This is a genomic window from Mucilaginibacter antarcticus, from assembly GCF_042686155.1.
Taxonomy (GTDB): Bacteria; Bacteroidota; Bacteroidia; order Sphingobacteriales; family Sphingobacteriaceae; genus Mucilaginibacter; species Mucilaginibacter antarcticus.
On sequence record NZ_JBHUON010000002.1, the window covers coordinates 119,790 to 133,531 of the forward strand.

Consider the following 13,742-nt stretch of genomic DNA (forward strand, 5'->3'; position numbering starts at 1 on the left):
CTAATTGTTTCGATCAAAGAATTTGAGTTTAAAAATGAAAACGGAGCCTAAAATAGCAGGAATAATTAAGTTAATAAGCCAAATAGCAGTAAACGCCGCTATAATGGCAATCTCTTGCTGTGTTACGTAAGCAAAAACCGTTGCCGATGCCGAAGCGCGAACGGAAACATCTATTAAGTCAAGCGACGGGAGTGCCGATTGCACAAAGAACACAATAAAAACCAACAGCTCTATTTGATAAAAAGGCAGCTCAGGCACCAACATGTGTATTATAAGGTAGTATTGGAAAGAGAAGATACCAAATCTTGTCAAACAAAAACCCATGATTTTGATCAGGTCGTCAAACTTATAAGCGCCCATGATATCAAAAAAGCGGCGGTATTTTTTGAGGAACGATATGCGGTCAAGCCAGCTAACTATCCATTTGATATTGAAATAAACAACCAGGAATAGCGCGATGTATGCCGGAACCAACAAGGTGATAACGGATAAGGCAAGGGTGCTAAGGTTTAAAAAAGTATAGCAGAACCATAATATTGCCGATGCCCCCATTACGTTGGTCACCACGTTTTGGCCAAACGACCCAACAGCCATGGCGAAAACACCGTACATACGTTTATGAGGGGGTAGAAACATTACACGGCCGCCATATTCTCCAATACGATTAGGTGTGAAAACGGCCCAGGTAAGTCCGCAAAAAACACCTTCGATAGACCGCCATACAGTTAAGGGCGCAAAGCGCTCGGTAATAAATTTCCATTTTAAGCACTCTACAAACCAATTGGCCAGCATTAAAAACACTACCACGGTCATTACTATAATTACGTGCGTATGGTTTAAAGCATCAAGCGCTTTTTCAAACTCTTTTAAGTTGTCGCCCTTTTTGATGTACTGGCTATATATGAACACAAAAGCCAAAACCAGCAAGCCGGCTTTTAACAAAAACGAGAATAATTTTTTAGCAGCGGCGGTCAAACGGTAGATATTTTTGCAATATTACAAAAAAAGAGGGCAAGCTGTTTGGCTTGCCCGGTATAGTGTACAAAATATCCGACGTGTGTTTGATTAAGTCGGCTTAATAATGATATCTGCATTGATAAATCACGATGGTATCATTGTCGATTTTATAAACCAATCGATGTTCAAGCGTTATCCGACGAGACCAATATCCGGTTAAATTGTGACGAAGCGGCTCTGGTTTACCACTGCCATCAAAAGGAGTCCGCTCAATTTCTTTTATTAATGCGTTTACCTTTTTTAATAAAGCTTTATCAGTGCTTTGCCAGAACAAGTAATCTTCCCACCCTTGGTCAAGAAAAACTATCCTCATTCTTCAATTAGGCTTCTTTCAGTGCCTAATCCATTCTCGTAATCCGCAACACTTTTTAAGAGTCGCGCAGCATTAGCGGGACTTTTTAGCAGATAGAAAGTTTCCTGCATGCTTTCGTAATCAGATTTTGAAATTACAACTACATCTTCGCCACTGGTTGTAGTAACAAACAAAGGCGTATGGTTATCACGAACTTTATCAAGATATGATTTAAGTTGTTGTCTAAAAGTGGTGTATGTTGTAACTAACATGTTGTATTAATTTTTACAAAGATAATGAGATAATTGACATGTACAACATCCTGTACTTATAAACCCATTTCTTTTTTCAAAAATTGCCCAGTAAAACTGCTTTTCACTTTACATAAACCTTCCGGGGTGCCCGAGAACAGGATGTTGCCCCCGCCGGACCCGCCTTCTGGCCCAAGATCTATCACATGGTCTACAACCTTAATAACATCAAGGTTATGTTCAATTACTAAAACGGTGTTGCCTTTATCAACCAGTTGGTATAAAACACCAAGCAGCACATTAATATCCTCGAAGTGTAAACCGGTTGTAGGCTCATCTAATATATAGAAGGTATTACCGGTATCTTTTTTAGATAGCTCGGTAGCCAGTTTAACCCGTTGCGCTTCGCCTCCTGAAAGCGTAGTTGATGATTGCCCTAAAGTGATATAACCCAGGCCCACATCAAGCAAGGTTTTTACTTTACGGTAGATAGAGGGGATATGTTCAAAAAACGGAACTGCATCTTCAATACTCATATCCAGCACATCGCTGATCGATTTGCCCTTATAGCGCACCTCCAGCGTTTCGCGATTGTACCTACGGCCACCACATTCTTCGCATGGCACCTGTACATCGGGCAAAAAGTTCATTTCAATAACTTTTTGACCCGCGCCCTGGCAGGTTTCGCAGCGGCCGCCTTTTACGTTGAATGAGAAACGACCGGGTTTGTACCCACGGATCCTCGACTCGGGCAATGCCACATACAAATTACGGATATCTGAGAACACACCGGTGTACGTAGCTGGATTTGACCGCGGCGTGCGACCAATAGCGCTTTGGTCTATCTCAATTACTTTATCAATATGCTCAAGCCCTTCAACTTTGTCATAAGGCAAAGGCTGTTTTTTGGCCCTGAAGAAATGATGGTTAAGTATGGGGTACAGGGTCTCGGTGATCAAACTTGATTTGCCGCTGCCGGATACACCGGTTACACCGATAAGCTTCCCTAAAGGAAATTCAACACTTACCTTTTTTAAGTTGTGTCCGGTAGCTTTTTTTAGCGAGAGCGACTTGCCATTACCCTCGCGGCGCTTTTCAGGGATGGCTATTTGCCTTGTACCGTTAATGTATGATGTGGTGAGCGTTTGTATACTCATTAACTGCTGGGGAGTGCCTTGAGCCACAATTGTTCCGCCATGTACCCCGGCTGCGGGGCCCATGTCTATTACGTGGTCGGCCTCAAGGATCATGTCCTTATCGTGCTCAACCACTAATACGGTGTTGCCCAGGTCGCGCAGGTTTTTAAGGGCGTTTATCAGGCGCTCGTTATCCCGTTGGTGCAGGCCTATGCTCGGCTCATCCAAAATGTACATTACATTCATCAGCTGCGACCCGATCTGCGTTGCCAGCCTGATACGTTGTGCCTCGCCGCCTGATAATGTTTTAGCGGTACGATCAAGCGTTAAATAGCTCAATCCCACATCCATCAGGAAAACTATACGGGCGCGAATCTCTTTCAGGATCTCTTTGCCAATAATATTTTGACGCTCGGTTAGACGGTCTTCAAGCCCAACAAACCAATCTTGCAGCGTGCGGATGTCCATAGTCGCCAACTCAAAGATGTTCTTGCCATCTACCTTAAAGTTTAGCGATTCTTTTTTCAATCGCGCACCGTCACAGGTAGGGCATGTTTTAAGCACGCGATAGTTTTCCATATCGTCCATGCCTTCGTCGCCGCGGCGCTCCTGCTGCTCTTCCAGCATCCGGATGATGCCATCAAAGGTTATCTGGTAGCTCTGTACGTTCCACTTGTTGTATTCTACCGATACAGTTACCATTTCATTGGTGCCATTTAGAATAATATCAAGCTTTTCTTTTTCAAGCTTTTCTATCGGCGTAGATAAAGAGAAATCAAACTTTTTGGCCAACGCTTTTAATACCTGGAAGATCCAAGTCTCGCGAAACTCGCCAAGCGGCGCAAGGCCGCCGTTTAAAATGCTTAGCTTTCTATTTGGGATAACAGAATCCTCATCAACCTCAAAAATATAGCCCAGGCCATTACATTTCTCGCAGGCGCCATAAGGCGAGTTAAAGGAAAAGGTATTCGGCTGCGGCTCGTCATAGGAGATCCCCGAAACCGGGTCCATCAAATACTTGCTGAAATAGGCTACGTTGTTGTCCTTATCGGCAATACGGATAATGCCCTTAGCCATTTTAAGCGCTGCCTGTATGGATGTGTATAAACGCTTGCTATTCTCATCGCTTACCTGCAGCCTATCCACAACTATATCAATATCGTGTATTTTGTAACGATCGAGCTGCATTTTAGGCTCAACGTCGGCAATGGCGCCGTCTATCCAAACTTTCAGGTAGCCTTGTTTGCGTATCTGCTCAAATAATTCGCGGTAATGCCCTTTGCGCGCTTTAACTACCGGTGCCAAAATATTTACAGGCTGATCTTTAAATTTCTCGGTAATGGTTTTCAGGATCTGATCCTCGCTCATGCGTTCCATCTTCTCGCCACTTACGTAGCTAAAAGCGTCGCCGGTACGGGCAAAGAGCAAGCGCATAAAATCATAGATCTCTGTAATGGTCCCTACAGTTGAGCGTGGGTTTTTGGTGGTGGTTTTTTGCTCAATAGCAATAACCGGGCTAAGGCCAGATACTTTATCTACATCCGGGCGCTCCATACCGCCCATAAACTGGCGCGAGTAGGCCGAAAATGTTTCCATGTAACGGCGCTGGCCCTCGGCATAAATGGTATCAAACGCCAGCGATGATTTGCCGCTGCCGCTTAAACCGGTAATAACTACCAGCTGATTGCGCGGGAAAGAAACATCAATATTTTTCAAATTGTGTACCCGTGCGCCGTATACCTCAACTTCGCTTTGCTCACCCAGGTCTATATGTTTTTCGCTCATAAATTAAGCAGAATTTTTTTGCTAATATTTTTTGCAAAGGTAAATAAAATGCAGGGTTTTAATGTCATCCAAAGCTCAACTAGCATAAGCGTCAAATTGTTTTTAAGTTAACAGCTGGGTTATATGCCGAATATTTCTTTGCTGAATATTTCACATCAGATTTTCACAAATGAAAAAACCCTTAATTGGAATTGCAGCCATTGCAGCAATAAGCTTTGCCTCATGCAAAAAAAACAATTTAACCGTAACTGCGCCAGTTATAATAAGCTACCCTGAAATGGCAGAAGCTACAGATCCGGCTTTATTGATGACGACAAGCACCGGCGTTAAAGTATATAACGGCGGTTTTGGTTCGGCTTTAGCTGCTGACCCTAAAGATCCAAACGTATTCTATTTATTGACCGATCGTGGTCCCAACGTTGCAGGGACTATTACCAACTCAATCATCATCGGAAAGTCGGACTTTACACCCGCTATCGGCAAATTCAGGTTGAAAAATGGTAAACTAGTATTAGAGCAAACCATCGAACTTAAAAACAATGCCGGCGGTAAATTAACGGTTTGCCAAACCCGGTTGGTTCTGGCGCAACCGGCGAGGTGCCCTATGATTTGAACGGCAACCTGATCCAGCCAAGCGCAGACGGTATTGACTCTGAAGGTTTAGTATTAGCAAGCGATGGCTCTTTTTGGATCAGCGACGAATACGGACCTCACATTGTACATGTCGATGCAACCGGTAAAACCATTGAGCGCATTAACCCTTTTGGTACGGGTACCGGCGGTCGTACTATTCCGTTGGTATTTGCAAAACGCAGGGCAAATCGAGGTATGGAGGGTTTAACGATTACCCCGGACGGTAAAACTTTAGTTGGCTTAATGCAATCGCCCATGTACAACCCTGCAAAGACAAACGTTGCAAACTCATTAGTGTTACGTATTCTTACTTTTGATATCGCAACAGGCGTAACCAAGCAATACGCTTATTTGATGGACAATATTACCCTCACCGGTTGCAGCGAAATATTAGCAGTAAACGCCACTACTTTCCTGACTATTGAGCGCGATGGTTTGTTTGGTGGTAACGCGACAAATCCTGCTACTTTTAAAAAAGTATTTAAATTTAGCCTTAATGGCGCTACAGATGTTTCTGACCCCATAAATGGTGCTAATGGTAAGTTATTTGGTGGCAAAACTGTTGAAGAGTTAAATGACCGTGCCGGTTTAACAGCTGCAGGAATTACCCCGGTTGAGAAAATTTTGGTATTAGATCTGCTGAAAGATTTAACATCAGTTTACCCGCATGATAAAGCCGAGGGCATAGCGTTACTGCCTAACAATATCCTGGCTATATCTAACGATGATGACTTTGGGGTAGTTGATAATGGGGCCAGCGCATTTAGCGCCAAAACACTATCAACAGGCAAGGTTGACAACAACCGCATTTACTTTGTTAAGTTGAAACTGCAATAAGCCTAAACACAAATAAAAAGGCCGCCAACTACTATAGTCGACGGCCTTTTTTGTGCTCCGTAATTGCTTTATGTTTTACAACAAGTTGTTACTGTTGCTTATCAAAAAGTTTTTTGGCTGTAAATAGGCGTAGTAGTTACCTTTGTAACCGTAATCTTTGGGGTGTGCAATAATAGCTTTCATGGCTATTAAATTATAAACGTAACTGCCGGTTTCGCGGTTTAGCTTCATGCGGTAGTAATTGTCTTCGCTTTGGCTGTTAATAGCCTTGGCCAGTTTAATCGAGCCATTGTTATAAGCGGCTGCGGCTAGTGTCCAGCTGTTAAACTCGCCATGCAACTCGCGCAAATACTTACAAGCGGCGATGGTTGATTTTTTAACGTTTAAACGTTCGTCAATACTTTTGCTAACCTTTAAACCATAAGAGCGGGCGGTACCCGGCATAAATTGCCATAAGCCGCGGGCGCCTTTAGGCGATGTGCCTTCTTTTAAACCAGACTCAACAAGTGGCAAATACTTAAAATCGTTCGGGATACCGTAAGCTTTTAAAATTGGCTCGATAATTGGAAATAACTTCTCGGCTTTGCGTTGTAATAAGTGTGAGCCAATGTTTTTGTAGTTATGTTTCTGTAGCGAACGCTGCATTTTTTTGTCAATGGCGTTGCTAACAGGTAGTGCTTCATTTGCGAAGCTGTAATTATTTGCAGTAACGTTATTATTAGCGATAAATTTAGAAACGCGTGGGCTTGTTTTAGCCACCGGTTTTACAACCGTTGTGCTGCAAATGTTAAGCTCGAAAACGATGGCTAAAACAGCAATTACGGAGCACGTAATTAAGTGTTTATTTATCATTTTTTTTCTATTCATAGAACAATTCATTTTGGTAAATGATGTACAAAGGTACGTTATATAAGTCAGGATGTCAAACACTTACAACCCCCTTAGTGTTTTGAGTTTTTAAAAATAGTGTAAAAATCAACGTTTAAAGGGGTTTAAACGTCGTTTTTAGCCCGGTAAAAAAAAATGAAAAAACAGGCTTAAAACCCTGTAAAAACAGTACTTTTGCACCTCACGCTGCGAAAGCGCAAACTAAAAACTATGGTATTTAAAAGACCAACTAACAGTCGCGACGACAGGAATGGCAGATCAAATGGACCCTCAAAAGGAGGCGATAGAAAACGATCTGATTCCACCCGTGGAAGCTCTTCAAAAAGCACGGACAAATCAAGCTCAGACAATACTAAAAAAAGATACTCGAGCGGACCATCTTCAGACCGCGGTTCAGCGTTTTCTGGCGGTGCCGATAAAAAAGGCTTTTCGTCACGCAAACCTTACTCTGGCCGCCCTACCGAAGGTGGCGATAGCGAAAGACCAAAAAGAGGCTACGGTACCGAAGCGGGTAGCGATAAAAAAAGCTTTTCACCACGTAACAAACCATATTCTGGTCGCCCCACAGAAGGCGGCGATAGCGAACGCCCAAGGAAAACATTTGGTGGCGATAAGAAAGAATTTTCTCCGCGTAGCAAGCCTTATGGCAGCCGCGAAGGCGGAAGTGAAGAGCGCCCAAAGAAAAGCTTTGGTGGCGATAAGAAAGAATTTTCTCCGCGCAGTAAGCCTTACGGCAGCCGCGAAGGGGGAAGTGAAGACCGCCCAAAGAAAAGCTTTGGTGGCGATAATAAAGATTTTGCACCGCGCAGCAAACCATACGGTAGCCGCGAAGGTGGAAGCGAAGATCGCCCGAAGAAAAGCTTTGGTGTTGAGGGGAAATTTAACCGAAAACCTAAGGGTGCTGATTTTGGCGACAAGCCTAAAAGAACGCCGACAAGCTATGGTAACCCAACCGGCGACCGCAAGGTTAGCACTGATAAACCACCAAGAACTGACTTTAATGCGGGTGATAAACCTTTCCGTAAAGATGCGGAGGAAAGACCTCTTTACGAAAGAACAAGCCGCGACGCCGATGCGCCCGTAAAAACTATGCGGGCTAAAAAGCCAACCAAAAAATCAGAAGATGACGGTTTGATCCGGTTGAACCGTTATATAGCTAACGCAGGTATCTGCTCTCGCCGTAAGGCAGATGAGTTGATCATAGCAGGTGTAGTATCTGTTAATGGTGTTGTTATAAACGAACTTGGCCATAAGGTTGACCCCATGAGGGATGAGATCCGTTATAATGGCGAAACTCTTAAGCGCGAAAAAAGCGTTTACGTATTGCTGAACAAACCGAAGGATTATATCACTACTACCGACGATCCGCAGGAGCGCCGTACTGTAATGCACCTGGTTGAAAAAGCCAGCCGCGAGCGTATTTATCCGGTTGGACGCCTTGACCGTAACACTACCGGTTTGTTGCTGATGACAAACGATGGAGATTTAGCCGATAAGCTATCGCATCCGCGTAGCAGCATCACTAAAATTTATCATGTTGAGCTTAGCAAAAGCTTAGCCCAGGGCGATTTAAATAAATTGCAGTTTGGTTTAGAGCTGGAAGACGGCTTGATAAAACCCGATTCGGTATCATATGTTACCGGTGCTACCAAAAAAGAAGTTGGCGTGCAGATACATAGTGGTAAAAACCGCATTGTACGCCGTATGTTTGAGCACCTGGATTATGAGGTTGTAAAGCTTGACCGTGTGGTGTACGCTAACCTTACTAAAAAAGACCTTCCGCGCGGACGTTGGAGATATCTTGATGAAAAGGAAGTTATACAACTAAAGCATTTAATAAAATAAGCATCTCCTGCCAAAGCAGTAGGTTATAAAATAACATAACGCCGCCGGTTTTTATCGGGGGCGTTTTTTGTTGAATTTGCCTAACTTGCAATTATAAAAGACACCATCCGTTAATACACCATGAAAAGATTTCTGCTGTTAGTTGCCCTGCTTTCTCCCCTGTTTACTATCGCCCAAAAAAAAGATCAAGGCCCTAAGATTCTTAATTTGGTAGCGGGCACCTTTACGGGCGACTCGCCAACGGCAAGTAAAGGGATATACGTTTACCGCTTTTATCCATACAGGGCGCAACATGCTTACTCGAACGAGGTAGAAACGAAAAACCCGGCATTTATTGCCATAACAAAAGATGAGAAATTTATATATGCCGTTAACGAAAATGGCGAGGGAAACAGCGCTGTAACCGCGTTTGCATTTGACAAAACAAGCGGCAAGATGGAGCAAATTAACAGCCAGCCCAGCAGCGGCTCGCCTTGCTATATTACTGTTGATAAGGCGCGTAAAAATGTAATTATAGCTAATTATGGCGGCGGTAGCTTACAGGTTTTTCCGGTTAATAAAGATGGTTCACTGGGCGCATCAACTCAAACCATAAAAAGCGAGGGTATGGGACCAAACCATGGCCGCCAGGAAGCACCACATATCCATTCGGCCGTATTGTCACCCGATGAAAAGTACCTGATGGTGGCTGACCTGGGTACTGATAAGATAAATATTTATAACTATAAAGCTTCGAAAATACCGGCGCTAACCCCGGCTGCAACACCTTTTGTTAGTACCAAACCGGGTAGTGGCCCGCGCCATAGCGAGTTTTCAAAAAATGGCAAGTTTATGTACAACGTGCAGGAACTTACAGCCACCATAACTACTTATGCTTATAACAATGGCAACCTGGCAGAAGTAGAAACGGTAAAAATGATGCCTGATAACTTTAATGGCGTTAACGGAGCGGCTGATATCCATATATCGCCTGATGGCTTGTTTCTATACGCCACAAATCGTGGTACGGCTAATGAGATTGTAGCGTATGCGATAGATCAGCAAACAGGCAGGCTTACTTTTGTCGACCGTTATTTAACCGGCCCCGTACCGCGTAATTTTGTGATAGACCCAACCGGGCAGTATTTATTGGTAGGGACGACAAAGGTTATACACGTTTATACCCGCAACATCACCACCGGCAAACTAAAATTGAATGGCGATCCAATTAAGATCGAGTCGGCAGTTTGCCTAAAGATGTTTGTTTTAGAATAGCTACGCGCTGAGCGTTTGCCTTTTCAATCTACCGGCTAAATAGTCGGTAGTTAATAATGCAAAGGCTACTATCAGGGCTGCCAAATATGTCAGGGGTATTTGAGCAATATAACTAACCAAAAAGTTCATCCTTGTTTGGGCCGCATTGTTATAGCCAGTTGGGTTTGGCAGGCAGGCCAGGGTAATAAAAACCAACAACAAAGCAGCTATGCCCAACCAGGCCCGTTTGGTAATAATGGGTTTGTAAACAAATTGAGGTTTGTTTGCGGTTATTCCCGCCATGACGTTAGCGGTAAAGTTAAATGATGGTCCAACCGCTTCGTCTTCATTCAGTAGCGTTTTTAAAGCCATTTCGCGCTGTGCATCTGCCTCAAGGGTTTGCATAATATTGGCCGTGAAATTAGCCGACGGATTTTCATCTGCAGCAAGTTTTATTACTTTTTTAAAGACGTTGTTTTTATTTGCTTTCATTATTCGCCCCCTGTTCGTTGTCCATTAAAAACTTTAAATCGCTCTCCAGCACTTTGCGGGCGCGGAACAGTTTTATTTTGATGTTGGGTTTTGACAGACCGGTTATCTCTTCTATTTCTTTTATAGGCAAATCGTTGATATAATATAAGGTGACCAGCAAGGCGTCAATTTGCGGCAGCTTGTCTATAGCCATTTTTACGTAATGCTTTACCTGCTTGCTTTGCAGTAGGTCTATCTGGCCGGGCAGGTGATCGGCTATAGCGTCAATATCATCTCCCAGGGTTACAATCTCTACCTTGTTTTGTTTAAGCCGGGTTATCGCTGTGCGATACGTAATAGTATACAACCAGGTCGAAAACTTTGACCGGCCCTGGAAGGCACCTATCTGCTGATAGGCTTTAATAAAACTGTCCTGCGCAATATCCTGCGCCTCGTCAGTATCGCGGAGTATTTTTATGGCGATGCTGTACACCATATCCTTATATTTATCTACCAAAAAAGCAAAAGCCGCCTGACTGCCATTGTTGATCTTGGCAAGATAGTACAGGTCGTCGGGTTGCTCCATTGCACATAAGAGTGAATAAACTACAAGGTGGTTACAATAATAAATTTAAAGTTTTTTGTATCCAATGGCTGGCAATGGCTGTCATATGGGGTAAGCAGCAAGAATTGCTTAAATTTAAACAATAGAAATCATGCAAGAAGTTACGAGAGACGCCATAGTTTCAATCACCCTATTTGCCGCCGTATTTGGCATGGTATACGTGTTTTTAATGACCCGCCACCGCGAACGAATGGCTATACTAGAACGCAACCTTACGTCGGTGCCGTTCCCAATCACCAACTTTAACCATTTAACCTTAAAATACGGATTACTGCTAATTGGCCTTGGCGTAGGATTTTTGATGGGCACGGTGTTAGAGTCGTTAGGGATGAAAGATGATATCGCTTATCTGTCTATGATCCTGATATTTGGAGGTGTAGGCTTAATCGTAAGCTATCTGATCATTCAAACACAGAAAAAATAGCCCGATATCACCACCCTCTACAATTAGGTCAGGCCCGGCCATAATTAATAATTTATCATTTATTGAAGAAAATTAAAGGCGCCTTTTGGCAGCTTCAGGCATGCCTTTGCTTAAAATTTAGAACATGAAACACCTTATACATTGTTTGAAAGCCATTTTTACAACCGCCCTGCTATTTGTAGTTACCGGCGTGCTGGCACAAACCAAGCCGGATACCGCTAAACAAGGCACTGGCTTAAAGGAAGTTACCATTGTAGCCGACAAACAACTCATCAAACAAGAAGCCGACCGCCTGACCTACGACCTGCAGGCCGACCCGCAAAGCAAAGTAAGCAACGTGCTGGAAATGATGCGCAAGCTGCCTTATGTAACGGTAGACGGGCAAGACAACATTTTATTAAAAGGGAATGCCAGCTATCGAATTTTGATAAATGGCAAACCATCAAGCTTAATGGAGCGCGACGCAAAAGCAATTTTGCGCAGCATGCCGGCATCAACCATTCAGAAAATAGAGGTTTATACCGTGCCGCCCGCTAAGTACGATGCTGAGGGTTTAGGAGGTATTATCAATATCATCACCAATAAAAAACTGGTTGATGGCTATAACGGCACACTGAATTTAAATGAGCGTACCCCAACCGGGCCGGGCATGGGAGCTACGTTTACAGCAAAAGCAGGCAAGTTGGGCTTGTCGGTATTTGGCGGCGGTAATTTAACAGATAACCCGACTACCACCAGTTTAAATATCCGTAATACTACCGGGGCAAACCCAACGCTGCTTAACCAGGCAGGCAACACGCGGTCTGATAGTAAAAATGCTTATCTGGGCACAGAAGTGAGCTATGAAATTAATCCGTATAACCTGGTGTAGGCGCAGTTTAACTTAAATGGCAGCCGTAACAATGGTTTTAATGATCAGCGTTCCGTATTAAATCAAACAGCAGCCACCACCGCCTATAACATTGCCAACAACAGCGCCGGCAGTGGTAACGGTTTTGATGCCGGCTTGAATTACCAGATAGGTTTTAAAAACGATAAACAGCGATTACTAACCTTGTCTTACCGTTATTTCAGGTATGGCAGCCAGAGCCACAACGATGTAGCCTTTACCAACCAGGTTAATTTTACTGATGCTGATTACAACCAGGATAACGAAGGCAAAGCTTCTGAACAAACCGGACAGGTTGATTTTTTAAAAGGCTTTGGCCAATGGACCGTTGAGGCGGGAGTAAAGAGCATCTTCAGAAATAACAGCAGCGATTTTCAATCAAATATATTCAATTCGAGCAGCGGTCTTTTCGAACCGGTGGCCGACCAGTCAAACCAGTACAGCAGCACGCAGAATATTTTGGCAGGCTACAACAGCTGGCGCTTTGTTACTAAGGGGCTTGATTTTAAAGCCGGCCTGCGCCTGGAGCATACCACCACGGATGCTAACTTTATCTCGACAGCAAGTGCTGCGCACCAGCGTTACTTAAACCTGTTGCCATCGTTGGCTATCAATATGCCAATAGGCACCGGCAGCGCGCTCAACCTGGGCTTTAGCCAGCGCTTAAAGCGCCCGGGCATTAATAAATTAAATCCTTTTGTTAATCGCGCCAACCCAAGCTTTATTTCGGCAGGTAACCCAGAGCTTAGCCGGTCAATAGTGAGTGATGTGCGTTTGGGCTACAGCCTGTCAAAAAAATCAAACCTTAATGTGAGTGTGTTTTATGATTTTGGTAATAATCTTGATTTGCAGGTATCAACACTCGACCCTGCTACCAACGTCACTTACACTACTTATAAAAACATAGGCTCGGTTGTGGGCATTGGGAATGCCATTAGCTTTAATTACCCTATTACCAAACGCTGGGACATCAGTATAAACACAAATGCTATGTATTTTAAATTGCAGGGCATTGTTGATGGTACCTTAAGTAAACGCAGTTTCTGGACATTTAGCAGCCTGTCGTCTACAAATTATGCTATTACAGATACCTGGCGCGTTGGGGCATCATTTGCTATAAACGGGCGCAACCCAACAGGCTTGCAAGGTTCATCAAATGGTTTTGTAAGTCCGTCGTTTTATGGCAGCAAGCAGCTTATTGATAGCAAATTGTCTTTGTCGGCATCCATAAGTAATCCATTTACCAGATATCGCGACGCGATAACAGAAACGCAAGGGGCAAATTTTAATCAAACTATTGCCAACCAGCAATATTTCAGAACCATCAGCATAAGCCTTAACTACAATTTTGGCGCGCTGAAAGATAACATCAAGAAAACCAAACGCGGTATTAACAACGACGACGGTGCGCGCTAG

General features: G+C 43.7%; 14 protein-coding genes. 7 read left to right on the plus strand and 7 right to left on the minus strand.

The window, feature by feature from the left end; all coding sequences use genetic code 11:
- From ACFSYC_RS02430 to uvrA, 4 genes are all read right to left on the minus strand, one after another.
- Positions 1–975 carry a hypothetical protein gene (locus ACFSYC_RS02430; RefSeq protein WP_377123148.1) on the minus strand — a complete coding sequence of 325 codons (975 nt, stop codon included), beginning with the start codon at positions 973–975 and terminating at the stop codon, positions 1–3.
- Positions 976–1,075: 100 nt separating this feature from the next.
- Complete coding sequence (locus ACFSYC_RS02435) at positions 1,076–1,330, minus strand: Txe/YoeB family addiction module toxin (protein WP_377123150.1); 255 nt, start codon at positions 1,328–1,330, stop codon at positions 1,076–1,078.
- Complete coding sequence (locus ACFSYC_RS02440; protein ID WP_377123152.1) at positions 1,327–1,581, minus strand: type II toxin-antitoxin system Phd/YefM family antitoxin; 255 nt, start codon at positions 1,579–1,581, stop codon at positions 1,327–1,329. Before ACFSYC_RS02440 ends, ACFSYC_RS02435 begins: the two co-directional genes overlap by 4 nt.
- 56 nt (positions 1,582–1,637) lie before the next feature.
- Positions 1,638–4,481 (minus strand): excinuclease ABC subunit UvrA, encoded by a 2,844-nt coding sequence (gene uvrA, locus ACFSYC_RS02445; protein WP_377123154.1) that lies wholly within the window; start codon positions 4,479–4,481, stop codon positions 1,638–1,640.
- A 169-nt stretch (positions 4,482–4,650) separates the two neighbouring features.
- Here uvrA and ACFSYC_RS02450 point away from each other — a divergent pair, with 169 nt between their 5' ends.
- Together ACFSYC_RS02450 and ACFSYC_RS02455 are read left to right on the plus strand one after the other, a co-directional pair.
- The gene (locus ACFSYC_RS02450) at positions 4,651–5,094 is read left to right on the plus strand and encodes a hypothetical protein (protein WP_377123156.1); all 444 of its coding nucleotides are present in this window, start codon (positions 4,651–4,653) and stop codon (positions 5,092–5,094) included.
- Positions 5,043–5,951 carry an esterase-like activity of phytase family protein gene (locus tag ACFSYC_RS02455; RefSeq protein ID WP_377123158.1) on the plus strand — a complete coding sequence of 303 codons (909 nt, stop codon included), beginning with the start codon at positions 5,043–5,045 and terminating at the stop codon, positions 5,949–5,951. Before ACFSYC_RS02450 ends, ACFSYC_RS02455 begins: the two co-directional genes overlap by 52 nt.
- 75 nt (positions 5,952–6,026) lie before the next feature.
- On the opposite strand, the gene ACFSYC_RS02460 is transcribed toward ACFSYC_RS02455, so the two are convergent.
- Positions 6,027–6,818: a lytic transglycosylase domain-containing protein gene (locus ACFSYC_RS02460; RefSeq protein WP_377123160.1), complete on the minus strand. Its 792-nt coding sequence runs from the start codon at positions 6,816–6,818 to the stop codon at positions 6,027–6,029.
- A gap of 231 nt (positions 6,819–7,049) precedes the next feature.
- On the opposite strand from ACFSYC_RS02460, the gene ACFSYC_RS02465 reads away from it, so the two are divergent.
- Both ACFSYC_RS02465 and ACFSYC_RS02470 read left to right on the plus strand, forming a co-directional pair.
- Positions 7,050–8,684, plus strand: a complete 1,635-nt coding sequence (locus ACFSYC_RS02465; RefSeq protein WP_377123162.1) for a pseudouridine synthase — start codon at positions 7,050–7,052, stop codon at positions 8,682–8,684.
- 120 nt (positions 8,685–8,804) lie between these two features.
- A complete protein-coding gene (locus tag ACFSYC_RS02470; protein ID WP_377123164.1) occupies positions 8,805–9,938 on the plus strand; it encodes a lactonase family protein in 1,134 nt (377 codons plus the stop codon).
- Here the strand turns inward: ACFSYC_RS02470 and ACFSYC_RS02475 are convergent, their stop codons facing one another.
- Together ACFSYC_RS02475 and ACFSYC_RS02480 are read right to left on the minus strand one after the other, a co-directional pair.
- The gene (locus ACFSYC_RS02475; protein ID WP_377123166.1) at positions 9,939–10,409 is read right to left on the minus strand and encodes a hypothetical protein; all 471 of its coding nucleotides are present in this window, start codon (positions 10,407–10,409) and stop codon (positions 9,939–9,941) included.
- Positions 10,396–10,974 (minus strand): RNA polymerase sigma factor, encoded by a 579-nt coding sequence (locus ACFSYC_RS02480; RefSeq protein ID WP_377123168.1) that lies wholly within the window; start codon positions 10,972–10,974, stop codon positions 10,396–10,398. The genes ACFSYC_RS02475 and ACFSYC_RS02480 overlap by 14 nt, the downstream gene beginning before the upstream one ends.
- A gap of 130 nt (positions 10,975–11,104) precedes the next feature.
- Here ACFSYC_RS02480 and ACFSYC_RS02485 point away from each other — a divergent pair, with 130 nt between their 5' ends.
- The 3 genes from ACFSYC_RS02485 (at position 11,105) to ACFSYC_RS02495 (ending at position 13,742) form a co-directional block, all read left to right on the plus strand.
- A complete protein-coding gene (locus tag ACFSYC_RS02485; protein ID WP_377123170.1) occupies positions 11,105–11,437 on the plus strand; it encodes a DUF6249 domain-containing protein in 333 nt (110 codons plus the stop codon).
- Positions 11,438–11,561: 124 nt separating this feature from the next.
- The gene (locus ACFSYC_RS02490) at positions 11,562–12,308 is read left to right on the plus strand and encodes a TonB-dependent receptor plug domain-containing protein (RefSeq protein WP_377123172.1); all 747 of its coding nucleotides are present in this window, start codon (positions 11,562–11,564) and stop codon (positions 12,306–12,308) included.
- Positions 12,309–12,443: 135 nt separating this feature from the next.
- Positions 12,444–13,742, plus strand: a complete 1,299-nt coding sequence (locus ACFSYC_RS02495; RefSeq protein WP_377123174.1) for an outer membrane beta-barrel family protein — start codon at positions 12,444–12,446, stop codon at positions 13,740–13,742.